This is a genomic window from Pseudomonas sp. SO81, from assembly GCF_030374125.1.
Lineage (GTDB): Bacteria > Pseudomonadota > Gammaproteobacteria > Pseudomonadales > Pseudomonadaceae > Aquipseudomonas.
Window position 1 is genome coordinate 1,043,811 of record NZ_CP126126.1, and the last position, 21,626, is coordinate 1,065,436.

Genomic DNA, 21,626 nt, shown 5'->3' on the forward strand with positions numbered 1-21,626 from the left:
TTATTTGCTGCTGCTCAGTTATACGGAGACAGACCACGTTTTTTTGCCGAAGCGCCAGCTCTGAATCGCAACACTTCCTCGGCTGAAACTACAGATTTCGCCTTGCACGGCGAGTCACTTTCTCTTTGCTCGCGCGAAAGAGAAAGTAACCAAAGAGAAAGCGCGCCCGGCATCCGGGTCTGGCCTGCGGCCAGACTTCCCTCCTTCCGGTGTCGCTCCGGGGGCCGGCTTACAAGGGCCATCCCTGGCCCTTTAAGCCTCTCGCCGCATCCTTGCGGCTCGTCCCCCTGCGCAACACCTCCACTCGGCCTCCTGACGGGGTTCGGACTCCGAGTTGCTTATTCGCTCTTCTAGCCGCTGCGCGGAGCTGGATGGACACTCTATAGGGTGGTCTCGCCGCAGGCAGCCCACCACACCGAAACGGTGTACTGCCCTTCGGGCGAGTAACACCCTACAGAAACAACACCGCTTCCCCAGGCAACCCCCCGCCCCTTCAGGAGGGTGAGCGGAATCGTTGTGTAGAGGGGTGAGCCGCATGGATGCGGCGAAAGGCTTAAAGGGCCAGGGAAGGCCCTTGTAAGCCGACCCTCGGAGCGATGATGGAGCGAACGAACCCGGAGCGAAGCGCAGGGCCGGATGGCGGGGCAAGACCTTTTGGTTCCTTTTGGGGCGACTGCCAAAAGGAACCCGCCCAGCAGGGCGGAACCACTGCCCCAGCCAACGCAGCAACCGGCCAACACACAAACCGAAAGCCAACGCAGTTGCCGAACCCCAGCCCCACAAGCGAGCATCACTCCACTCTCGCAGTCTGGAATAACCCCCAATGAATCCCCACCAAATTCCCGTCGACCTCGCCAAGGCCTACCGCCTTCTCAACCACGGCCCAACCGTGCTGGTCTCCGCCCGCCACGACGGCATCGACAACGTCATGGCCGCAGCCTGGGCCTGCGTTCTGGACTTCTCCCCACCCAAGCTCACCGTGGTGCTCGACAAAGCCACCCGCACCCGCGAACTGATCGAACGCAGCGGCCGCTTCGTCATCCAGATACCCACCGCCGCCCAGCTGCAGCTGACCAACCAGGTCGGCAACCACAGCCTCAAGGACGATCCGGACAAACTGGCCAAGGCCGGCGTCGAGCTGTTCGACATGCCCGGCCACGACCTGCCCTTCGTGCAAGGCTGCTCGGCCTGGATGGCCTGCGAGCTGATCGCCGAGCCGCACAACCAGAACACCTACGACCTGTTCATCGGCGAAGTGGTCGGCGCCTGGGCCGACGACCGTGTGTTCCGCGACGGCCGCTGGCACTTCGAGGAGGCCGACCCGGCCTGGCGCAGCCTGCACCATGTGGCCGGTGGGCATTTCTACGCCATTGGCGAGGCGCTCAAGGCCTAGGAACTCTCGCCCTCGACGAACGCGGCTATATGCCTGGCGCAGGTCAGCGGATACTGCAGGTGCGGGCCATGGCCGGAGCTGGGCAGGGTCAGCAGCTGCAGAGTCGGCAGCGCGCCGCTGAGCGCGTGCCAGTTTTCCACCGGAAAGACGATGTCGTGGCTGCCACCGATGTGCAGCACGGGAATGCCCGTGCGCTTGAGGGCGTCGAGCAGCGGCGGCACCGGGATGATCGGGTTACGCGGCCCGTCGCCCAGTTGTTGACCGGCCCACTCGTGAGGCACCGGCGGGCACTGGCCCGAGGTACGCGAAGCGATGCGCGCGGCCGACTGGGTTGCCGCCGCGCGACTGTCCTGGGACAGCGGCTCGAAGAACAGGTGGACGAAGTCCTCGAAGTCGTTCTCCCGCCGCACCAGCTCGTAGAATAGTGGCTCGCCCATGCGCACCAGCTCGCCCGGCGGTGTGGTGCCGAACAGCAGCAGATGACTGAGCAGCTGCGGCGCCTGCAGGAACACCAGCTGGGCGGCGATGCCACCGAGCGACCAGCCGCCGAGCACCAGACGTTGCAGGCCGAGGGCGGCGATCAGGTCGAGAGTGTCGCGGGCCAGGCGCGCCGGGTCGTAACTGGGTTCACCGCCGGACAGGCCCAGGCCGCTGTAGTCGAAGACGTACACCCTGAAGCCCTGCTCGGCGAGCGCATCGAGGAACAGCGGGTCCCAGGAATCCATGGTGCCGCGAAAGCGCACGCACAGCAGCAGCGGCACGCCCTCGCCTATCAACCGATAGGCCAGGCGACGGCCATTGCTCTCGACGAACTGGTTGGGTACCTGGTGGGCGGGCTGGTGCGGCATGGCGGGCGACTCCTCTGCTGGACTCCGAAGAGCGTAGCCGGCCGATTACATGCGGAACGCTTCGCCCGCCTGCGCATTGCCCTCAAGTTGCGCTTTGGCTCGCCGCATCAACGCCGGTATCTCGCTCACCAGGTAGTCCCAGAATCGCTCGTTGCTCACCGTCTCGACCACTATCCGGGGCGGCAGGAAGCGCTGCATTTCCTTGCGGAAGTCCGCCTTTACTTGCGGATCGCTGGACAGCGAAGCGGCGTAAAACTGAAAACCCCATGACTCAACAGAAAATAACAAGAACAGTCATTTTCTGTTGAGTGACTGCTCAAACCTGCGGATACCAGCGCGGTGTATACACCCACTCGCCGCCGCCCTGACGCGGGAAGCGGCGGGTCTGGCTGGAGCCGATGATCACCAGGGTGCGCATGTCCACCAGCTCCGGCGTCAGCTCGCCGAGGGTGAGCACACGGAGGGCCTCGGCCGGGCGGCCGATGTCGCGCCCGAGCACCACCAGGGTCTGCGGTTCGCGGTGCTGGCGCAGCAGGTCAAGGGCGCGGCCTAGCTGCCAGGGGCGCGCCCTGGAGATCGGGTTGTAGAAGGCCATGGCCAGGTCGGCGGCGGCGGCGTGCTGCAGGCGTTTCTCGATCACCGCCCAGGGCTTGAGGTTGTCGGACAGGGAGATCAGGCAGAAATCATGGCCCAGCGGTGCACCGGCGCGGGCCGCGGTGGCAAGGGCGGCGGAGATGCCGGGCAGCACTTCCAGTTCGACACCCTGCCAGCGCGCATCGCTGGAGGCTTCCAGCGCCTCCATCACCGCGGCGGCCATGGCGAATACGCCGGGGTCACCGGAGGACACCATCACCACCCGGCGGCCCTGGGCGGCCAATTCGAAGGCATGGGCGGCGCGCTGCAGTTCCTCGCGATTGTCGCTGGCGTGCAGGCACTGGTCGGCGCGATAGGGGCCGGCCATGGTCACGTAGGTCTCGTAGCCGAGCACGTCCTCGGCCTCGTCCAGCGCGCGGCGCACGGCCGGGACCAGCAGCTCGGCGCAGCCGGGGCCGATGCCGACCACGCTGAGGCGGCCACGCGGGCGGCCGATAGTGGTAGCGGTTTGCGGGCTATCGGCCAGATGCAGGCTGAGTCCCGCTTCTTCATAGCAGGCAGAGGGCAGCGCCGTGCTCGACTCGATAAAACGCAGCGGCACCTTCAGCTCGGCGGCGGCCTGCTCGGCGAATGGCAACGAACGCCCCTCGCCCTCGACCAGCAATGCAGCCAGCGCCGCCTCGGCCAAACCGGCCTCGGCCAGCGCGGCGCTCAGATGGGCAGCCAGCTCGGCGGATGGCTCGGCACAACGTGCCAGCAACTGGCGTGGATGGATCAGCAGCGCATCGTCGCCGCTGGCCACAGCCACATCGATGCGCAGGCAGCGCTCGCCCTCGGCATGCAGCGGCAGATTGGCCTGCTGCAGCCAGGGCGCCTCACCCTCGACGCGCAGGCGCGCGCCGCCGAGTAGGTCGCTGACCAGGCGCTTGCCCTGCTCCAGATCGGCCAGGGAATAGCCTGCTGGCGGGTCGAGCAGGCAGGTGCCGAAGCGCAGCTCGCCGCTGGTGGTGATGGCCGGCGCCACCTCCAGCCACTCGCCCAGCTCGCGGGCCAGGCGATTGACCCCGGCTAGGCCGCCGAGCAGCGGCACCAAGGCGCTGCCATCTTCGGCCAGGGCCAGCACCGGTGGCTCCATGCCCTTCTCCACCAGGACCGGAGCCAGGCTGCGGATCACGATGCCGGCGGCGCACAGGGCGATGATCGGCGTGCCGGCGCGGTACAGGCCGCGCAGGTGTTCGGCGAATTCGCGGTAGCTCTCATCGACCTCGTCGACCCGCCCGGCCAGGCCGTGGATGCGCGCCTGCGGATAGCGCTGCTGCACGCGGCGTGCGGTGGCCAGCGCCGAGGCGCCGAGGATGACAATGGCGGCGGGACTCATGGGCTCAGCCACGCCACTTCTCCCCCGGCACCAGGATCATGGAGAAGTACGGCGAGGCCAGCGGGTCGACCTGGTCCAGCGGCACTATGTGCTGGTTGTCCATGGTCGCGCGCTCCACATAGTGGGCACGTTCGGCCAGGCCCAAGCGCTGCAGCACGCGGCGCACCTTGTCGAAGTTGCGGCCGAGCTTCATCACCACGGCGGCCTCGGCATTGCGCAGGCGCTGCTCCAGCTCCTCCTCCGGCAGCACGCCGGAGAGCACGCTCAAGCTCTGGTTGCGATAGACCAGCGGCGTGCCCAGCACCGAGGCGCAGCCCAGCATGGAACACACGCCGGGCACCACCTCGGCCTCATAGCGCTCGGCGAGGCGGTCGTGCAAATACATGTAGGAGCCGTAGAAGAACGGGTCGCCCTCGCAGATCACCGCCACATCGCGGCCGGCATCCAGCTCGGCGGCGATCTGCACGGCGCAGGTGTCGTAGAAGTCGGCGATCACATCCTCGTAGGTCAGCGGCGGCTCCAGTTTCTCTGTGGTAACCGGGTAGACCAGCGGCAGGCGGCGCTGCGCATCGGTCAGGTGCTGCTCGATGATGCCGAAGGCGTTGCCACCCTGGCCCTTGCTGGCCTTGGCCTTGGCCACGAAGTAGCCCACCACGGGCGCCGACTGCAGCAAACGCAGGGCCTTGAGGGTGATCAGCTCCGGATCGCCGGGGCCGACGCCGAGGCCGAGCAGACGTCCCTTGCGCATCACTCCACCTCCGTGGCCAGGGCGTTGACCGCGGCAGCGGCCATAGCGCTGCCGCCACGGCGGCCGCGCACGATCACGTAGGGCACGCCGCGGCTGTCGGCGGCGAGCATGTCCTTGGATTCGGCGGCGCCGATAAAGCCCACCGGCATGCCGAGGATCAGCGCCGGCTTCGGCGCGCCGGCGTCGAGCATTTCCAGCAGGTAGAACAATGCAGTGGGCGCGTTGCCGATCACCACCACGCTGCCCTCCAGGTGCTCGCGCCAGTGCTCCAGCGCGGCCGCCGAACGGGTGTTGCCCAGCTCGCGGGCCAGCTGCGGTACGTCCGCCTCGTTGAGGGTGCAGATCACCGGGTTGCTGGCCGGCAGGCGCGCGCGGGTGATGCCCTCGGCGACCATGCGCGCGTCGCAGAGGATCGGCGCGCCGTTGGCCAAGGCAGCGCGGCCGGCGGCGCCGGCGCCGGGCGAGAAGCGCAGGTCCTGCACCACGTCGACCATGCCGCAGGCGTGGATCAGGCGCACGGCGAGCTTCTCCAGATCGGCCGGAATGGCCGAGAGATCGGCCTCGGCGCGGATGGTGGCGAAGGACTGGCGATAGATCTCCTGACCATCGCGGATGTAATCGATCATTCGGGGCTTCCTGCGGCGAGGCGCTCGCCGGCTTGGTCGATATCGAGGGACGTCGCCAGCAGGCGGCCGAATCCGGCCTGGCCCTGCTCGCGGCGATAGAGGTCATAGCGGCCGCCGGGCTGGGCCAGCAGCGTGTAGGGTGCGACATGGGCGGCGGCGCAACTGCGCGGGCAGCCGCTCAGATGAATCTGGGCCGGTCCATTGGGGCCAAGGCGCTCGGTCAGACGCTGGGCATCGGCCTTGGTGTCCGCGCCGGCCTTGGCGCAGCCGGCGCTGCCGCTGCAGGCGAGCATCCGCGCCAGCGGCGCGCGGACATCCAGCAGCAGGCCGATGTCATTCAAGGCTTGCGCCACGATGGCCTGGCGGGCAACGGGCACATCCGGCAGCAGCACGCCCTGCCAGGGTGTGAGGCGCAGCTCGCCGCTGCCCTCGGTCTCGGCCAGATCGGCCAGGGCCCACAGCTGGGTGGCTACTAGCCGGCCCAGTGGCGCACCGCCTAGCCACATGGCCAGGCCGGGTTGCGCCTGGGCATGGGCGCCCAGCGGCGCGCCATCCGACTCGCTCCTCTGCGGCGCAACCGGCGGTGCACCCAGGGCAAAGGGCAGGCGCGCCTGCAGACGAGTGAGGAAGTCCGCCCGCGGCAGTTCGGCCAGCAGCTGGCGCATGCGGCTATGCTCGCCGGCCAGTTCGAGGAACAGCCGCAGCGCAGTCGTTACCAGAGGCTCCGCCTGCTCCAGCTGGATGCTGGCCAAGGCCTGGTCGCGCGGCGTGCCGGCCAGGCCGAAGGCCAGCTGCTGGCAGCCGGGCAAGGCACTGAGCCAGATATCGTGCGGGTGGTCGAGCATGGCCAGGGCCTCGCCGCCATCTAGCTGCAGGGCAAACTTGGCGGAGAGAGCGTGGAATTCGGGCGTGTCTTGAAGCAAAGCCAGCAGCCGATCGGCCAGCGGGCGGGTATCGAGATGGGCGGCCGGATCACGACCGGCGGCGGGGCTGAGCAGCAGGTTGCGTACATCGTCGGCAGCGGCCTGTCGCGGGCCGAGGCCGGCGGCCAGCAAGTGCGCCACCAGCGCGCGCTGTTCGCCCTCGCGCACGCCGCGGATCTGCAGGTTGCTGCGGTTGGTCAGTTCCAGCACGCCGCTGGCGCACATGCGCGCCGCCTCGGCCACCGCACGGGCCTGGGCACTGGTCAGCAACCCGCCGGGCAGCTTGACCCGGCAGATGCCGCCGTCCAGCGCGGACACGACGCGCCACAATCCCGGGCAGGCGGAGGGCCTGGGGATGGTTGCGACGGAGGCGGATGGATCGTGCTTCAAGCGGTCACCGACAACGAACGACGCGGCGACCGAACCAGTGAAATCCGCACAGGGATTTCTTGGCATCGGTACACCCCGCCCGATGTTGGCACTCGCGACTGCGTCGTCGGCAGGTCTCCTGGCTGACAGGTCCTCATCGCTGCACGGCCTTCCCGATTGCTCAGTGGCATGTGTGTGGAGCGACTCGCTGCTTACAGTTGCGGGGGCAGCCACGGCTTGTACCGTGTTCCCTCTTAGGCCCGCTGGTTCCTCTGAAAGAACCGGGCACCGACGAAGGCGCTATTATGCCCGCTTTTCGCGGCACCGGGCCAAGCCCGCGCGTCGCCCCGCAAGGCATCGAGGAGACACAGATGACGGCCTGGCTGACGGTAGTGGGCATAGGCGAAGAGGGCTATGCCGGCCTGGGCAAGGCGGCGCGCCGTGCGCTGCTGGCGGCCGAGTGCATCGTCGGTGCGCCGCGCCAGCTCGACCTGCTGCCTCCCTGCATCCGCGCCCCACGGCAGAACTGGCCCAGCCCCTTCAGCCTCGAACCCGTATTGCAGCGACGCGGCACGCCGACCTGCGTGCTGGCCAGTGGCGACCCCATGCTCTACGGCGTCGGCGCCAGCCTGGCACGTCAGGTGAGCGAAGGCGAGATGCTCGTGCTGCCGGCGCCCTCCTCCTATTCCCTGGCCGCCGCGCGCCTGGGCTGGCCGCTGCAGGACGTGACCCTGCTGTCGGTAGTGGCGCGCCCGCTGACCAACGTCACTGCGCATCTACATCAAGCCCAGCGCCTGCTGATCCTGTGCAACGACGGCGCGAGCCCGGCCGCTATCGCCGCCCTGCTGCGCGAGCGCGGTTTCGGCGCCAGCCGCCTGAGCGTGCTGGAGCATCTGGGCGGCCCGCTGGAGCGGCGCATCGATGGCCTGGCCACGAGCTGGAATGTGGAAGCAGTCGCCGCGCTCAATCTGCTGGCCGTCGAATGCCGCGCCGATGCCGGCGTGCAAGCGCTGCCGCTGACCATCGGCCTGCCCGACGACGCCTACCGCCACGACGGCCAGCTGACCAAACGCGACGTGCGCGCCATCACCCTCGCCCGCCTGGCGCCGCGGCCCGGAGAGCTGCTGTGGGATGTCGGCGCCGGCTGCGGCTCGATCAGCATCGAGTGGCTGCGCAGCCATCCGAGCTGCCGGGCCATCGCCATCGAGGCCAACGAAGGTCGCCAGCAACTGATCGCGCATAACCGCGACGCCCTCGGCGTGCCGCAGCTGCAACTGGTGGCCGGCGAGGCGCCGGAAGCCCTGGCCGGCCTGGAATTCCCCGATGCGATTTTTATCGGCGGCGGCGTCACCGTGCCCGGCGTGCTGGAGCTGTGCTGGCAGGCGCTCAAGCCTGGCGGCCGGCTGATCGCCAACGCCGTGACCCTGCAGAGCGAGGCCACGCTGGTGGCCTTCCGCGAACAGCATGGCGGCGAGCTGACCCGCATCGCCATCGCCCAGGCCCAGCCGCTGGGCGACTTCGACACCTGGCGCAGCGCCCTGCCGATCACCCTGCTGCAAGTACACAAGCCGTGACCCGCGTGCTGTTGCTCGGCGGCGTCGGCGACGCGCTGCGCCTGGCCCGTCGCCTGGGCCCCGAGCATCTGTACAGCCTGGCCGGGCTGGGCAAGGTGCCGGACGATCTGAGCTGTAAGGTGCGCGTCGGCGGCTTCGGCGGTGCCGAGGGCCTGGCCGAGTTTATTCGCGCCGAAGGCTTCGATCTGCTGCTGGACGTCACCCACCCCTATGCTGCGCAGATCAGCGCCAATGCCGCCGCAGCCGCGCGCCTGGCCGGCGTGCCCTGCTGGGCGCTGCGTCGTCCCGGCTGGCAGCCGCAACCTGGCGACGACTGGCGCGAGGTAGCCGACTGGGCCGAGCTGATCCAGGCGCTGGAACCCTTCGCCAAGCCCTTCTTCACCCTCGGCCGCGAGCCGCTGGCCCATCTCGATGAGATCCCAGAACACCAGTATTGGACCCTGCGCCTGCTCGATGCCCAGCCCGAACATCCACGGGCGCGCTGCATCGCCGCGCGCGGGCCGTTCACCCTCGAAGATGAGCGCACACTGTTCGCCACCGAGGGCTTCGATGTGCTGGTGAGCAAGAACAGCGGCGGCAATGCCACCGAAGCCAAGCTGCAGGTCGCCCGCGAACTAGGCCTGCCGGTATTGCTATTGGCGCGCCCCGAATTGCCCGAGGTGGAGCGTGCCTTCGCCGCCCCCGAAACCCTGTGGCAGGCGCTGCAGCCGCTGCTCCGAGAAGCCTGATGAAAACCGAAACCTACGCCCGCGTACTGTTCGCCGGCCCCGACCTCAGCCATGGCAGCTTCGCCGAGCTGACCCGCCGCCAGTTCACTGAACAGTTCGGTGCCGTCGTGCTGGACGATCTGATCGATACCGGCGCCGGCTACGACGAAGTCTGGGCGCGGGTACGCGACTGCCTGAGCGGCGCAGAGCTGCCGCTATTACTCGTCGATCTCGATCCGCTCGGCGGCAGCCCGCAGCTGGACTGGCTGCGTGGCAAGTTGCAGGCCATGGCCGGCGAGCGCGCCGATCAACTGTTCGCCTGCACCGGCAATGCCGAGGACGTAACAACGCTGGCCGCACTGATCCAGCAGCCGGAAAAACACCTGGGCTGCGTGGAGGTGCCGCAGCTGCCGGAATCTCACTCCTGGTCGTGCATCCCGCCGCACCGCTATCGCGTACTGCTATGCAATGGCCCGCGCTGCACCCGGCGCGGCGCCCTGCCGCTGTGGAAGCTGTTGCGCGAGGAGCTGAAGGCGGCCGGGCGCCTGGAAACCGAGGATGGCGTGCATATCACCCGCACCCAGTGCCAGTTCCCCTGCGACCAGGGGCCGACCCTGAGTGTCTACCCGAGTGGCGAGTGGTACCGCATACGCGATGCGGCGGAGGTGAAGCGCCTGGTGCAGGAGCGCTTCGTCGAGGAGCGCGCCGTGCCCGAGCTGATCATGCGCGGTTAGATAGCAAACCGGCCGCTCTGGGCGGCCGGTCGGGGATCACAGGTTCATCACGTCCAGGAAGCGTGGCGTGGCGCTGTCGTCGATCTTCAGGCTCTGGAAGTCGAACAGGTTGCGGTCGGCCAGCTGCGACGGCACCACGTTCTGCAGGGCGCGGAACATGATCTCGGTGCGACCCGGGCTCTTGCGCTCCCACTCCACCAGCATCTCCTTGACCACCTGGCGCTGCAGGTTCTCTTGGGAGCCGCACAGGTTGCACGGGATGATCGGGAATTCCTTCATCACCGAGTAGGCCTCGATGTCCTTCTCGTTGCAGTAGGCCAGCGGGCGGATCACCACGTTGCGGCCGTCGTCGGACAGCAGCTTGGGCGGCATGGCCTTCAGCGTGCCGCCGTAGAACATGTTGAGGAAGAAGGTTTCCAGAATGTCGTCGCGGTGGTGACCGAGGGCCATCTTGGTCGCGCCGATCTCGTCGGCGTAGGTGTACAGGGTGCCGCGGCGCAGGCGCGAGCACAGCGAGCAGGTGGTCTTGCCCTCGGGGATCTTCTCCTTCACCACCGAGTAGGTGTCCTTCTCGATGATGTGGTACGGCACGCCGATGGATTCCAGGTAGGCCGGCAGCACGTGCTCGGGGAAGCCGGGCTGCTTCTGGTCCATGTTCACCGCGACGATCTCGAACTTGATCGGCGCCACCTTCTGCAGATACAGCAGGATGTCGAGCATGGTGTAGCTGTCCTTGCCGCCGGACAGGCAGACCATCACCTTGTCGCCATCCTCGATCATGTTGAAGTCGGCGATGGCTTCGCCGGCCAGGCGGCGCAGGCGTTTCTGCAGTTTGTTCTGGTTGACCGAAAGGCTGCTGGACATGGTGCTCGGGAATCCGGGTGAAGGCGAAAAGCTGGCCATTTTACGCACAAAGCTGGCGCTAGGCAGCCCGTGTTAGGCTGATCGGATGAACGACCTCGATCCCGCCCTCGACCTGCCCGACCAGCTGCATGCCCTGCTCCGCGAAGCGCCCGCCGGCATCAGCGAGTTCCACCTGATTCAGCAGCTCAAGGCCCGGCACTCCACACATATCCCCAATCTAGGCCTGGCCGACAAGCTGGTGCTGTACCGCACCCACTTCCTGCTGTTCAACGCCCTCTACCTGCTGCGCGATCGCCTGTGGCAGGCACAGAGCGCACACCTGGAGATCAGCCCCCTGTGCGTGCAGCTGCAACCTTGGCGGCCGGGGCCCGACGCACTGGCCGAACACGACCCGCTGCGTGACTACTATCTCAATCTGCAACATTTGCGCGACACCACCGAGGACGACGTGGAGAAGCTGCTCTCCAGTTTCTGGACGCGCATGCAGGGCGGCGACGAGAAGCGCGCGGCCCTGGAGCTGTTCGAGTTGAATGGCGACCAGCCGCTCAATCTCGCCGCTATCAAACAGCGCTACCGGCAACTGGTGAGCATTCACCACCCTGATCGCGGCGGCAGCACCAGCCGTCTGCAGTCGATCAACCTGGCGATGGAAATACTGCAGCGCTATTACGGCTGACTCTCAGAGAGCGATTCGCTCTAAAGCCACGGTTCATGCGGGCTGCGGCCTTCTCCTATACTGCGACACACGGTCGCAGTGATTCGGCCGGCACCCGGCGACGCTGAGCACGCGCGCCGGGCGCTACGCTCCGGGGCGATCGAACAATAACAAGAGGAGGTGTCTGCATGATCCACCATGTTTGGGGGCTCTTCACCCATCCCGACCAAGAGTGGCAGGAAATCCGTGGCGAGGAGGAATCCATCAGCCACATGTACCTGACCCACGTCCTGATTCTCGCTGCCATACCCGCGCTCTGCGCCTTCTTCGGCACCACCGAAGTCGGTTGGCGGATCGGCGACGGCGAGGCGGTCAAGCTCACCGCGAACAGCGCGATGCAGATGACCTTCATGTCCTACCTGGCGATGCTCGCCGGCGTTGCCGTGATGGGCGCCTTCATCCATTGGATGGCGCGCACCTACGACTCCAATCCCACCCTCACCCAGTGCATCGTGTTCGCCGCCTACACCGCGACTCCGTTGTTCATCGGTGGCGTCGCCGCGCTGTACCCGAGCCTCTGGCTGGGCATGATGATCGGCACGGTGGCGGTCTGCTACACGGTGTACCTGCTCTACGCCGGCATCCCGACGTTCATGGGCATCCCCCAGGACGAAGGCTTCATGTTCTCCAGCTCAGTGCTGGCCGTGGGCCTGGTGGTGCTGGTGGCGATGATCGCCTGCTCGGTGATCCTCTGGGGCTTCGGCGTGGGCCCTGTCTACACCAACTGATCGACGCCGAATAACGAGGCCGCCCACGGGCGGCCTTTTGTTTTGCCGCAGCTGCAGGACAAGAAAGTTGAACCCCGACGGCACCGAGCGGGCTCTAAGGCAATAAGCCGGCCCGCAGAGGAACGTCGCCCATGACTCCGCACTTCCTGAACCTGTTCACCCACCCGGACGCCGCCTGGCACGAGATCCGGCAGGAAGAGGAACAGCACTCCGCCCACTACCTCGGCCATCTGCTGCTGCTCGCCCTGATACCCGCCGTGAGCCTGTACATCGGCACCACCGAGATTGGCTGGAGCCTGGCCGAAGACGAGCGGGTATTCCTGGACGAACGCAGCGCCCTGCTGCTGTCGCTCAATGTCTATTTCACCGCGTTGATCGGCACGCTGATCATGGGCGGCTTCATCCGCTGGATGTCCCGCACCTTCGACACCCGCCCCTCGCTGAACCAGTGCATCGGCTTCGCCGCCTACACGGCCACGCCGTTCTTCCTCGCCGGGCTGGCGGCGGTCTACCCCAGCCGCTGGCTGGCGGTGATCGTCCTGGCGCTGGCCTGCGCCTACTCGACCTTCCTGCTGTTCGTCGGCCTGCCCACCTTCATGCGCATCCGCCAGCAGCAGGGCATCGTCTACGCCGGCTCGGTGTGGGCGGTGGCGGTGCTGTCGGTGGTGACGCTGCTGGTGTCGGCCATCCTGCACTGGCACTTCTACATGCACCCGGTGTACGAGCGCACCACGCCGGAACAGGGCTACCCGACGCGTGAGGAAAGGCCGACCGTGCGGGAGCAGCAACACAGCAACGACTGACTCGACCAGCGGTTGGTTTGGCCACACCGGGTGATGCGGCATAATTACCCCATGCCCGAATCGCTCTATGCCCGCGTTGAATCCTGCTACCAGCAGGCCGAAGACTTCTTCAAGCGCCCGTTCACTCGCCCCGAGATCAGCTTCAAGCTGCGCGGGCAGAAGGCCGGCGTGGCGCACCTGCAGGAAAACCTGCTGCGCTTCAATCCCAAGCTGTACGCGGAAAACCGCGAGCACTTCCTCAAGCAGACCGTGGCCCATGAAGTGGCGCATCTAGTGGCGCACCAGCTGTTCGGCCCGCGCATCCAGCCCCATGGCGAGGAATGGCAGCTGATCATGCGCGGCGTTTACGAGCTGCCGCCGGAGCGCTGCCACAACTACGACGTGGGCCGGCGCAAGGTCACCCGCTACCTCTATCTGTGCCAGTGCCCGGACGGCGAGTTTCCCTTCTCCAGCCAGCGCCACGGCCTGGTGCGCAAGGGCCGTCGCTACTTCTGCCGCCGTTGCCGGGCGACCCTGGTGTTCAGCGGCGAGCAGCGCGTCGAATAGCCATAGCCCGGACGGCAGGCGGGCGACCGAGGCCGGCTCAGCGCACCAGCATGGACAGAGCTGCGCCCAGCATCACCGTGGCAGCCCCTCGGAACAGGTACTGCTGGGCCCTGGCACTCGACAGCAGGTAACGGATACGCACCGCCGCGCCGATGAACACCGCGCCGACAACCACCAACACTGCCACCGTAAGCGGCACCAGCACCAGCCCCCAGGTGCCGAGAGAGACGCTCTGCAAGTCGATCGCCAAGGGCACCAGCGCGAGATAGAAGGCGATGGTCTTGGGGTTCCCCAGGGTAATGGTCAGTCCCGACACGGCTGCAGACAGCAGCTCGCGCCTCTGCGCGGGGCGGCCCACGACTATCTGCTGGTGGTCGGCGAACCAGAAGCGCCAGGCCAGATAGCCGAGATACAGCGCGGCTCCCCAGCGCACCAGCTGGAACAGCGGGTCGAAATGCTCGGCGATCAGCGCCAGGCCGAAGACGGCGAACGACAGATAGATCAGATCGCCCAGGATCAACCCGAGCAGCAGGCAGCTACCCGAAACAGCCCCGCCGGCCACACTGCGGGCCACGAGAGCCGCCATGCCGGGGCCAGGCACGATCGCCGCGATCAGCAGCGACACCGCGTAAGTCATGAGTTGGGTCAGATCGAGCAAGCTGGAGTCCTCGGAGCGATGGTCGACGGCGCGGACCGCGGGCCGCGCAGCGTTCTCTCCTAATGGCCCCATGGCCGGTGCCGGACGGCTCGCCGGATGAAGCGAGACCCGCCGTGCCAGCCGCTGGATGGCGCCGAGAGAACGGGAAAACTCTAACCCTGCTGTCCGGGAAAAACTTTTCTACTTGCGGTCAATATTCGTCAAAAAGGGTAGATTCTTCCCCAGAAAAGCCAGCAAGAGAAATCCATGACCGATCACACCCTGACGCTTACGGATGCCCGCATCCTCTCCGCTCTCCAGCAGGATGGCCGCATGGCCAACCAGACCCTGGCCGACCACATCGGCATGTCGGCGTCGCCGTGTTGGCGCAGGGTCCGGCAGCTGGAGGAACACCGTTATATCCAGGGCTACCGGGCCGTGCTGGACCGACGCAAGATCGGGCTAGGGGTCATGGTGTTTATCCGCGTCAGCATCGATCGCCACAGCAGGACCGAGGCGCAGAAGTTCGAGGAGGAAGTCATGGGCCTGGAGGATGTTGTTGCCTGTTACAGCATCGGCGGTGACGCCGACTTTCTGCTGCAGGTGGTGGCGCGGGACTTGGACTCGTTCGCCGAATTTGCGATGACGGTCGTTCGCCAGCTGCCCGGCATCAAGGAAATGCAGAGCATGTTCGTGCTCAAGGAGATCAAGCCCTTCACCTCGTTACCGGTCAAACCGCCGCAGGTTGGCGGCGCATGACCGCGTGCGCTGCCTTCCTGGGAGAGACTCCTAGCCGAGCGCCCTGCTCGCCCTGAGTGCGGCAATCCCCTCCTCGTCATAGCCCAGCTCGCGCAGCACCTCGTCGTTATGCGCACCCACTGGCGCGCCGATATGACGTGGCGGCTGCAGCCCCGCGGAGAAGCGGATCGGGCAGGCGATCTGCCGCTGCGCCGGCTTGCCCTCGCGCGGCACCTCGGTGACCACGCCGCGGGCCTTGAGCTGAGGATGCTCGACCGCCTCGGAGAGCTTCAGCACCGGTTCGACGCAGGCATCCACTTCGGCGAAGCACTGTTGCCACTCGGCCAGGTCGTGTTTCTCGATCTCGATCTCTATCTCGCGCTTGAGCGCCACCTGGTCCCTGGGCGACAGGCCCAGCGCCGCCAGCTCCGGACGGCCGAGGGCGGCGCAGAACTGCTGCATGAACTGCGGTTCCAGGCTGCCCACCGACAGCCAGCGGCCGTCGCGGGTGCGGTAGTAGTCGTAGAAGCTGCCACCATTGAGCACCTGGTTCTGCATGTCCGGCTCCACGCCACCGGCCAGATAGCCGGCGCCAGACATGGCGTGCAGGCTGAAGGCGCAGTCGGTCATGCTTATGTCCACGTGCTGGCCCTGCCCCGTGCTCTGCCGGGCAATCACCGCGGCGAGCAGGCCGATCACCCCATGCAGCGAGCCGCCGGCGATGTCCCCCACCTGCACGCCGAGCGGCAGCGGGCCGCTGTCGCGACGGCCGGTGTAGCTGGAGAGGCCACTCAGGGCCAGGTAGTTGAGATCATGCCCGGCGCGGTCCTTATACGGCCCGGTCTGGCCGTAGCCGGTGATGGACACGTAGATCAGCCGTGGATTGATCGCCTTGAGCGCCTCATAGCCGAGGCCGAGCTTGTCCATCACCCCCGGACGGAACTGCTCCAGCACGATGTCGTACTCGGCCACCAGGCGACGCACCACCTCCAGCGCCTCGGGTTTCTTCAGGTCCAGGGCCAGGCAGCGCTTGTTGCGGTTGAGGTAGGCATGGCTGGTGGACACGCCATCCACCAGCGGCGGCAGCACGCGCACCAGGTCCACGCGGCTGGGCGACTCGATGCGCAGCACCTCGGCGCCCATATCGGCCAGCAGCAGCGAGGCGAACGGGCCCGGCAGCAGGGTGGAGAAGTCGAGGACTTTCAGCGAAGACAGCGGGCCTTTCATGTTCAGTTTTCCCAGTGCAGAGAGGATTCGGCTGGCAGGCGGGCGACGCACTCGGCATAGCGCGCCTCCAGCACGTTGCGGCGGATTTTCATGGTCGGGGTCATGCAGCCGTTGTCCACGGTCCAGCTGTCCTGCACCAGCAGCAGGTGGCTCAGGCGTTCGTGGGGCTGCAGGGTGGCGTTGAGGCTGTGCAGGGTGGCCTGCAGATCGGCGGCCACCCTTTCGCGCGGCTGGGCGCGGGCGGCCGGCGACAGCTCGATCAGCGCCAGCGGCTGGTCCAGGTTGCTGCCCATCAGGCAGACCTGTTCCACCCAGCTGTTCTTGGCGATTTCGCCCTCGATCGGCGCCGGAGCCACGTACTTACCCTTGCTGGTCTTGAAGATGTCCTTCACACGTCCGGTGATGCGCAGATAGCCGTCGGCATCCAGCACTCCCTTGTCGCCGGTGTGCAGCCAGCCATCCCTGAGGGCCTCTGCGGTTTTCTCCGGATCACGGTAATAGCCCTGCATCAGAGTAGCGCTGCGAAACAGGATCTCGCCGGACTCGTCGAGGCGCAGCTCCAGCCCCGGCATCGGCCGCCCGACCGACCCCAGGCGCACCTGGCCAGGACGATTGAAGCAGCCGTAGGCAAAGTGCTCGGTCATGCCATAGCCCTCGCAGAGAGTCAGGCCAATACGCTGGTACCACTCGAGCAGGCCCGTGGAAATGGCCGCCGCGCCGGATACCAGGATGCGCGCGCGATCCAGCCCCAGGCCGGCGCGCAGCTTGCCGGCCACCAGCCGACCCAGCAGCGGAATGCGCAGCAGCAGGTCGAGCCTGGCTGCCGGTATGCGCTCCAGCACGCCCTGCTGGAAGCGTGTCCACAGGCGCGGCACGGAGAAGAAGACGGTCGGGCGGACGTACCGCAAGTCGCTGGCAAAGGTCTCCAGCGACTCGACGAAAGCCACGCCGGCGCCGCTGTACAGGCTGCTGAACTGCACCAGGAAGCGCTCGGCGGCATGCGACAGCGGCAGGTAGGAGAAGAACTGATCGTCCGGGCCGATGCCCATCTCGGCCGTCGCATGAGCCCCGGAATACCCCATGGCCCGGGCCGAGAGCATCACGCCCTTGGGCTGGCCGGTGGTGCCCGAGGTGTAGAGGATGCTCAGCAGGTCGTCGCCCTGCTGCTGGTGGGCGTTCTGCAGCGGCGGATAGGCCTGCAGCTCGTGCCACTGGTGGTCGGCACGCAGGGTCGGATAAGGCATGGCGATGCGCGTGATCTGCGGGCCGATGCCGGCCTCGAGCTTCTCCGGTTCGTCCAGCTTGCCGAGGATGATCGCCTTGCACTCGGCGTGCCCCAGCACATAGGCGATGCTGTCGGCGGCCTGCAGAGGATACAGCGGCACGCTGACCAGCCCGGCGAGCATGATCGCCAGGTCGCTGATGAACCACTCGGCGCAGTTCTTCGCCAGGATCGCCACCCGGTCGCCGGGCGCGCTGCCCAGGGCGAGCAGGCCGGCGGCCAGGCGCCGGGCCTGGTCATCGACCTGGCGCCAGGTGAAGTCGTGCCAGACGCCGGCCACCGGCTGGCGCAGCCAGACCTTGTCGGGGCACTGCTCAACCCAGTGCTGGAAGCGTTGCAGCGGCAGTTGTTCGGTCATGCGGGGCTCTCTTTTTTTATTGTTCTGGGAGCGACTCTTACAGCTTGAATACGCGCCGGGCGTTGTCATGCAGGAACTTGGCTTCGACTGCCGCGCTCAGCCCCAGCTCCTTGACCTGGGTCATGCAGCGACTCAGCGACAGCTGCGGGAAATTGCTGCCGAACAGCACCTTGTCCGCCCCGTAGCTCTGCATGAATTGCAGCAGCTGCTGCGGGTAGTAGCGCGGCAGGTAGGCCGAGGTATCGATATAGACGTTGTCGTGTTTCCAGGCCACACCGATCATCTCGTCGGTCCAGGGATGGCCGATATGGCCGGCGACGATGCGCAGCTCGGGAAAGTCCAGCGCCACCTCGTCCAGGTAAGGCACCGGGCGGCCGGTTTCGGAGGGCATCAGCGGGCCGGTGTGGCCGACCTGGGTGCAGAACGGGATGTCCAGCTCGATGCACTTCACGTACAGCGGGTAGTACAGGCGATGGTTGGGCGGCAGCTGCCATAGCCAGGGCACGATGCGCAGGGCCTTGCAGCCCAGCTCCAGCACCGCCCGCTCCAGCTCGCGCACGGCGGCCAGCGGCTTGCTCAGGTCCACCGTGGCCACGCCGACGAAGCGCTGCGGGTAGGCGCGGGTGTATTCGGCGATCTCGTCGTTGCTGAACACCCAGCCCTCGGGGCGGCACCAGGCGGCCAGCATCAGTCTGTCGACGCCAGCCTCGTCCATGTGCGCCACGGTCTGATCCGGGCTCAGCGCCTGGTCGAGCAGATGGCCGCTGCCGGACTTCTCGAACAATCGCGCGACCTCGGGCATGGTCTGGCGCAGACGGCCGTTGGCGGGCTGGGCCCAGGCATCGATGGCGTTCATCCGTAGCTCCGCGTTCCATTGGCGATCGCCGCAGGTTAGGCCGGCCCTCCCCGCCCCTCAATGACCCAAGTGCTCGGGGCGATTGACCCCAATGCTCAGCGCCTGGCTCAGGCGAAGCCGCGTTCGCCGAGAAAGCGCTGCAGGTAATCGATGAACGCCTGCACCTTGCCGGTGGCGCGGCGGTGGCTGGGGTAGACGGCAAGGATGTCGGCACCGAAGGCATCCGGGTCGATCCGGTACCCCTCCATCACCCGCACCAGGCGGCCCTGCTCCAGCAACGGAGCGACGCTCCACTGCGGCGTGTGCAGCACGCCGAGGCCGGCCACGGCGTTGGCCAGCAGCAGGTCATAGTTGTCGCTCTCCAGGCGTACCCGCCGCGGATGCGGCAGGCAGATGCGCCGGCCGTCCTGCTCCACCCACCAGCCCTCGCGGCCCAGTGCCGGGTGCGCGTACATCAGCCAGTCGTGCTGCTCCATGGTCTGCGGGGTCAGTGGCTGCGGGTTGCGCGCCAGATAGTCGGGGCTGGCGCAGAGGTAGATGCGGTTCTTGCCGACCACCCGGGCGATCAGCCCCGGCAGGTCGCTGGGGCCCTCGCGCAGGGCCAGGTCGTAACCAGCCTCGACCAGGTCGACGAAGTCGTCGCACAGGTCCACCCGCAGGCGCAGCTGCGGGTATTCGGCGAGGAAGCCGGCACACACTTCGTCGAGGAAGGCGCGGCCGAAGGCCAGCGGCGCGGTCAGCCGCAGGCTGCCGTGCAGGCCGTGCTGCAACTGGTCGATCTCCTCGCCGGCCTCGTGCAGGCGCTGCAGCACCTGGCGCGCGGTGTCCAGGTAGAGGCGCCCGACCTCGGTCAGCACGATGCGCCGGGTGCTGCGCTCGAACAGCAGCGCGCCGAGCTCACGCTCCAGGTGGCCGACCGCCTTGGTCAGGGCCGAGGGCGTCTTGCCCAGCAGTTCGGCGGCGCGGCTGAAGCTGCCCTGTTCGGCCGCGGCAACGAACATCGACAGGGCCCCGAGCTTGTCCATGAGTTTTTCCTTATCGGCAAAAAGCTTGTGCGCAATGGTGGCGTTCTGCCACCGGCGTGCTTTCGCTAGTCTCGCCGCCAGATCAATAAAAACAAGGGGGCATCATGAAAAGAGCACTACTGGCGAGCGCACTGGCTTTTTCCTCGATGGAAGCCATGGCCGCCGCCGACCTGATCCTGTTCAACGGCCAGGTATTCACCGCCGAGTCCGGCCAGCCACGCGCCCAGGCCGTGGCGGTGGAAGACGGCAAGATCCTCGAGGTCGGCAGCGATGCACAGATCCTCGCCCTGGCCGATGCCGATACCCGCCGCGTCGACCTGGCCGGCAAGGTGCTGATGCCCGGCATGATCGACACCCACAGCCACCCGGTGATGGGCGCCCTGGCCAGCCTGCGCGCCAACCTGTACGACGAGGTCAAGCCACTGGCCGCACTGGAACAGTGGATCATCGAACAGGACGCCGCCGGCACCGCGCGCCTGGGCGACATCGTGGTGATCTCCGGCGCCAGCTCGGCCTACTGGAGAGACAGCCGCGCGCTGGCCAAGCGCTTCAACCAGGGCCGCTGGGCAGAGCAGCCGCTGGTGCTCGACGGCATCGACGGCCACACCGGCTGGGCCAACCAGGCCATGTTGCGCCGGGTTGGCATCGATGCCGCGCTGATCAAGACCCTCGATGAGAAAGAGGCCAGCTATATCGAACACGAGCAGGATCTGACGCCCACCGGCTACCTCAGCGAAACCGGCTGGGACCGGGTGCGCAGTCAGCTGCCCAAGCCCTCTGAAGAGATGATGCTGAAGGCCGCCCGCGAAGCGGTGCGGATCAACCTGGAGGTCGGAGTAACCGGCTGGATGGACGCCGCGGCCAACGGCGGCGGCGAGCAGTCGCTGTTCGAGATGCGCCCGACCACCAAGGACCTCGGCGTGCTGCCGCTGTACCGTGCGCTGGCCGAGAAGGGCGAACTGAACGTACATGTGGCCGCCCTGCTGCTGACCCATCCGCAGAGCAAGCCCGAGGACCTGGCGGTGCAGGCCGACGTGATGCGCCAGTTCGCCGGCGTGCCCAACCTGACCTTCCCCGGCCTCAAGGTGTTCGTCGACGGCATCCTCGAATACCCGGGACAGACCGCCGCGGTGATCGACCCCTACACCAACAGCCACAAGCAGGGTCAGCTGCTGATCGATCCCAAGGGCTTCGGTCCGCTGGTGGCGGCCGCCGAGCAGCGCGGCTGGATCGTGCACATGCACGCCGTCGGCGACCGCGCCGTGCGCGAATCGCTGAACGCCGTGCAGTACGCCCGCGGCCTCAGCCAGGCGCCGGTGCCGCACAGCATCAGCCACCTGCAGCTGGTCAATCCGAAGGAGTTCCCGCGCTTCAAGCAGCTCGGCGTGATCGCCTCCATGCAGCTGCTGTGGGCCACGGCGGAGAGCTACACCGAGGAGCTGGTGAAGCCCTATGTCAGCGCCTACGCCTATCGCTTCCAGTACCCGGCGCGCTCGCTGCACAAGGCCGGCGCCATCATCGCCGGGGCCAGCGACTGGCCGGTGTCCAGCCCCAACCCGTGGAACGCCATCGCCCAGGCCAGCACCCGCAAGGGCCCGCTCGGCGTGCTCAACGCCGCCGAGAGCATCGACCGCGAGACCATGCTGCGTGCCTACACCATCAACGCCGCCAAGACCCTGCGCCTGGACGACCGCATCGGCTCCCTGGCACCGGGCAAGCAGGCCGACCTGATCGTGCTCGACCGCGACGTGTTCAAGGTCGACGACGCGGCGCTGTTCGAGACCAAGGTGCTGCAGACCTGGTTCGCCGGCAAGCCGGTGTACCAGGCGCCGACCGCCACCACCGCCCAACTCCAATAAGCCCCACCCCGCCGCCCCACCGTGCGCCTCAGGCAGCACGGCGGGGCGGCTCGCCCGAACTGCCGACCTAATAACCACAACACAAGGCTATTCC

The 21,626-nt window shown here is 67.2% G+C and carries 22 protein-coding genes and 1 riboswitch; of the genes, 10 read left to right on the forward strand and 12 right to left on the reverse strand.

Going from position 1 to position 21,626, the window contains the following annotated elements; genetic code table 11:
* Nucleotides 1-823 precede the first annotated feature (823 nt).
* Complete coding sequence (locus OH686_RS04990) at nt 824-1,393, forward strand: flavin reductase family protein (protein WP_289536548.1); 570 nt, start codon at nt 824-826, stop codon at nt 1,391-1,393.
* Here OH686_RS04990 and OH686_RS04995 read toward each other — a convergent pair.
* Genes OH686_RS04995 through cobG form a run of 6 tightly spaced genes read right to left on the reverse strand, consistent with a single transcriptional unit; the run spans nt 1,390 to nt 6,900 of the window.
* On the reverse strand, nt 1,390-2,241 hold the full coding sequence (locus tag OH686_RS04995; RefSeq protein ID WP_289536550.1) for an alpha/beta fold hydrolase: 852 nt from the start codon (nt 2,239-2,241) through the stop codon (nt 1,390-1,392). The genes OH686_RS04990 and OH686_RS04995 overlap by 4 nt on opposite strands.
* A gap of 45 nt (nt 2,242-2,286) precedes the next feature.
* Nucleotides 2,287-2,529 carry a hypothetical protein gene (locus tag OH686_RS05000; RefSeq protein ID WP_289536551.1) on the reverse strand — a complete coding sequence of 81 codons (243 nt, stop codon included), beginning with the start codon at nt 2,527-2,529 and terminating at the stop codon, nt 2,287-2,289.
* Between the two features lie 28 nt (nt 2,530-2,557).
* Nucleotides 2,558-4,213 (reverse strand): precorrin-3B C(17)-methyltransferase, encoded by a 1,656-nt coding sequence (gene cobJ, locus OH686_RS05005; RefSeq protein WP_289538830.1) that lies wholly within the window; start codon nt 4,211-4,213, stop codon nt 2,558-2,560.
* 4 nt (nt 4,214-4,217) lie between these two features.
* Complete coding sequence (locus tag OH686_RS05010) at nt 4,218-4,961, reverse strand: precorrin-2 C(20)-methyltransferase (RefSeq protein WP_289536553.1); 744 nt, start codon at nt 4,959-4,961, stop codon at nt 4,218-4,220.
* A complete protein-coding gene (locus OH686_RS05015) occupies nt 4,961-5,587 on the reverse strand; it encodes a precorrin-8X methylmutase (protein WP_289536554.1) in 627 nt (208 codons plus the stop codon). Before OH686_RS05015 ends, OH686_RS05010 begins: the two co-directional genes overlap by 1 nt.
* Nucleotides 5,584-6,900, reverse strand: coding sequence for a precorrin-3B synthase (cobG, locus tag OH686_RS05020; RefSeq protein WP_502942774.1), 1,317 nt, complete (start codon nt 6,898-6,900; stop codon nt 5,584-5,586). Before cobG ends, OH686_RS05015 begins: the two co-directional genes overlap by 4 nt.
* A gap of 91 nt (nt 6,901-6,991) precedes the next feature.
* A riboswitch (cobalamin riboswitch) is annotated at nt 6,992-7,187 on the reverse strand.
* A gap of 63 nt (nt 7,188-7,250) precedes the next feature.
* Here cobG and cbiE point away from each other — a divergent pair.
* From cbiE to OH686_RS05035, 3 genes are read left to right on the forward strand one after another with little or no spacing between them, the layout of a single operon-like run.
* Nucleotides 7,251-8,453 carry a precorrin-6y C5,15-methyltransferase (decarboxylating) subunit CbiE gene (gene cbiE, locus OH686_RS05025; RefSeq protein WP_289536557.1) on the forward strand — a complete coding sequence of 401 codons (1,203 nt, stop codon included), beginning with the start codon at nt 7,251-7,253 and terminating at the stop codon, nt 8,451-8,453.
* The gene (locus OH686_RS05030) at nt 8,450-9,181 is read left to right on the forward strand and encodes a cobalt-precorrin-6A reductase (protein WP_289536559.1); all 732 of its coding nucleotides are present in this window, start codon (nt 8,450-8,452) and stop codon (nt 9,179-9,181) included. Before cbiE ends, OH686_RS05030 begins: the two co-directional genes overlap by 4 nt.
* On the forward strand, nt 9,181-9,894 hold the full coding sequence (locus OH686_RS05035; RefSeq protein WP_289536561.1) for a (2Fe-2S) ferredoxin domain-containing protein: 714 nt from the start codon (nt 9,181-9,183) through the stop codon (nt 9,892-9,894). The genes OH686_RS05030 and OH686_RS05035 overlap by 1 nt, the downstream gene beginning before the upstream one ends.
* 36 nt (nt 9,895-9,930) lie before the next feature.
* On the opposite strand, the gene ttcA is transcribed toward OH686_RS05035, so the two are convergent.
* Entirely contained in the window at nt 9,931-10,758 is an 828-nt protein-coding gene (gene ttcA / locus OH686_RS05040; protein WP_137972366.1) for a tRNA 2-thiocytidine(32) synthetase TtcA, read from the reverse strand.
* An 85-nt stretch (nt 10,759-10,843) separates the two neighbouring features.
* Between ttcA and OH686_RS05045 the strand changes: the two genes are divergently transcribed.
* The 4 genes from OH686_RS05045 (at nt 10,844) to OH686_RS05060 (ending at nt 13,550) form a co-directional block, all read left to right on the forward strand.
* Entirely contained in the window at nt 10,844-11,434 is a 591-nt protein-coding gene (locus tag OH686_RS05045) for a DNA-J related domain-containing protein (RefSeq protein ID WP_289536562.1), read from the forward strand.
* A 167-nt stretch (nt 11,435-11,601) separates the two neighbouring features.
* Nucleotides 11,602-12,201, forward strand: coding sequence for a Yip1 family protein (locus OH686_RS05050; protein ID WP_289536563.1), 600 nt, complete (start codon nt 11,602-11,604; stop codon nt 12,199-12,201).
* 131 nt (nt 12,202-12,332) lie between these two features.
* The gene (locus tag OH686_RS05055; RefSeq protein ID WP_289536565.1) at nt 12,333-13,004 is read left to right on the forward strand and encodes a Yip1 family protein; all 672 of its coding nucleotides are present in this window, start codon (nt 12,333-12,335) and stop codon (nt 13,002-13,004) included.
* Between the two features lie 33 nt (nt 13,005-13,037).
* The gene (locus OH686_RS05060) at nt 13,038-13,550 is read left to right on the forward strand and encodes a SprT family zinc-dependent metalloprotease (protein ID WP_289536566.1); all 513 of its coding nucleotides are present in this window, start codon (nt 13,038-13,040) and stop codon (nt 13,548-13,550) included.
* 37 nt (nt 13,551-13,587) lie between these two features.
* Here the strand turns inward: OH686_RS05060 and OH686_RS05065 are convergent, their stop codons facing one another.
* Entirely contained in the window at nt 13,588-14,208 is a 621-nt protein-coding gene (locus OH686_RS05065; protein ID WP_289536568.1) for a LysE family translocator, read from the reverse strand.
* Between the two features lie 246 nt (nt 14,209-14,454).
* Here OH686_RS05065 and OH686_RS05070 point away from each other — a divergent pair, with 246 nt between their 5' ends.
* Nucleotides 14,455-14,946 (forward strand): Lrp/AsnC family transcriptional regulator, encoded by a 492-nt coding sequence (locus OH686_RS05070; RefSeq protein ID WP_289536570.1) that lies wholly within the window; start codon nt 14,455-14,457, stop codon nt 14,944-14,946.
* A 30-nt stretch (nt 14,947-14,976) separates the two neighbouring features.
* On the opposite strand, the gene OH686_RS05075 is transcribed toward OH686_RS05070, so the two are convergent.
* The 4 genes from OH686_RS05075 to OH686_RS05090 all read right to left on the reverse strand — a co-directional run bounded on the left by OH686_RS05075 (nt 14,977) and on the right by OH686_RS05090 (nt 19,673).
* Entirely contained in the window at nt 14,977-16,152 is a 1,176-nt protein-coding gene (locus OH686_RS05075; protein ID WP_289536572.1) for a CaiB/BaiF CoA transferase family protein, read from the reverse strand.
* A gap of 2 nt (nt 16,153-16,154) precedes the next feature.
* Nucleotides 16,155-17,792 carry an AMP-binding protein gene (locus OH686_RS05080; protein ID WP_289536574.1) on the reverse strand — a complete coding sequence of 546 codons (1,638 nt, stop codon included), beginning with the start codon at nt 17,790-17,792 and terminating at the stop codon, nt 16,155-16,157.
* A gap of 37 nt (nt 17,793-17,829) precedes the next feature.
* A complete protein-coding gene (locus tag OH686_RS05085) occupies nt 17,830-18,648 on the reverse strand; it encodes an amidohydrolase family protein (RefSeq protein ID WP_289536575.1) in 819 nt (272 codons plus the stop codon).
* Between the two features lie 107 nt (nt 18,649-18,755).
* Nucleotides 18,756-19,673: a LysR family transcriptional regulator gene (locus OH686_RS05090; protein WP_289536576.1), complete on the reverse strand. Its 918-nt coding sequence runs from the start codon at nt 19,671-19,673 to the stop codon at nt 18,756-18,758.
* 104 nt (nt 19,674-19,777) lie between these two features.
* Here OH686_RS05090 and OH686_RS05095 point away from each other — a divergent pair, with 104 nt between their 5' ends.
* Complete coding sequence (locus OH686_RS05095) at nt 19,778-21,532, forward strand: amidohydrolase (protein WP_289536578.1); 1,755 nt, start codon at nt 19,778-19,780, stop codon at nt 21,530-21,532.
* Nucleotides 21,533-21,626 lie beyond the last annotated feature (94 nt).

What these genes read in the sequence shown, in the direction of transcription:
- OH686_RS05010 (WP_289536553.1), bottom strand. Translation starts at nt 4,961, where the DNA reads ATGCGCAAGGGACGTCTGCTCGGCCTCGGCGTCGGCCCCGGCGATCCG.
- OH686_RS05055 (WP_289536565.1), top strand. Translation starts at nt 12,333, where the DNA reads ATGACTCCGCACTTCCTGAACCTGTTCACCCACCCGGACGCCGCCTGG.
- OH686_RS05075 (WP_289536572.1), bottom strand. Translation starts at nt 16,152, where the DNA reads ATGAAAGGCCCGCTGTCTTCGCTGAAAGTCCTCGACTTCTCCACCCTG.
- ttcA (WP_137972366.1), bottom strand. Translation starts at nt 10,758, where the DNA reads ATGTCCAGCAGCCTTTCGGTCAACCAGAACAAACTGCAGAAACGCCTG.
- OH686_RS05050 (WP_289536563.1), top strand. Translation starts at nt 11,602, where the DNA reads ATGATCCACCATGTTTGGGGGCTCTTCACCCATCCCGACCAAGAGTGG.
- OH686_RS05095 (WP_289536578.1), top strand. Translation starts at nt 19,778, where the DNA reads ATGAAAAGAGCACTACTGGCGAGCGCACTGGCTTTTTCCTCGATGGAA.
- OH686_RS05085 (WP_289536575.1), bottom strand. Translation starts at nt 18,648, where the DNA reads ATGAACGCCATCGATGCCTGGGCCCAGCCCGCCAACGGCCGTCTGCGC.
- OH686_RS05045 (WP_289536562.1), top strand. Translation starts at nt 10,844, where the DNA reads ATGAACGACCTCGATCCCGCCCTCGACCTGCCCGACCAGCTGCATGCC.
- OH686_RS05080 (WP_289536574.1), bottom strand. Translation starts at nt 17,792, where the DNA reads ATGACCGAACAACTGCCGCTGCAACGCTTCCAGCACTGGGTTGAGCAG.
- OH686_RS05090 (WP_289536576.1), bottom strand. Translation starts at nt 19,673, where the DNA reads ATGGACAAGCTCGGGGCCCTGTCGATGTTCGTTGCCGCGGCCGAACAG.
- OH686_RS04995 (WP_289536550.1), bottom strand. Translation starts at nt 2,241, where the DNA reads ATGCCGCACCAGCCCGCCCACCAGGTACCCAACCAGTTCGTCGAGAGC.
- OH686_RS05035 (WP_289536561.1), top strand. Translation starts at nt 9,181, where the DNA reads ATGAAAACCGAAACCTACGCCCGCGTACTGTTCGCCGGCCCCGACCTC.
- OH686_RS04990 (WP_289536548.1), top strand. Translation starts at nt 824, where the DNA reads ATGAATCCCCACCAAATTCCCGTCGACCTCGCCAAGGCCTACCGCCTT.
- cobJ (WP_289538830.1), bottom strand. Translation starts at nt 4,213, where the DNA reads ATGAGTCCCGCCGCCATTGTCATCCTCGGCGCCTCGGCGCTGGCCACC.
- cbiE (WP_289536557.1), top strand. Translation starts at nt 7,251, where the DNA reads ATGACGGCCTGGCTGACGGTAGTGGGCATAGGCGAAGAGGGCTATGCC.
- OH686_RS05060 (WP_289536566.1), top strand. Translation starts at nt 13,038, where the DNA reads ATGCGGCATAATTACCCCATGCCCGAATCGCTCTATGCCCGCGTTGAA.
- OH686_RS05015 (WP_289536554.1), bottom strand. Translation starts at nt 5,587, where the DNA reads ATGATCGATTACATCCGCGATGGTCAGGAGATCTATCGCCAGTCCTTC.
- OH686_RS05070 (WP_289536570.1), top strand. Translation starts at nt 14,455, where the DNA reads ATGACCGATCACACCCTGACGCTTACGGATGCCCGCATCCTCTCCGCT.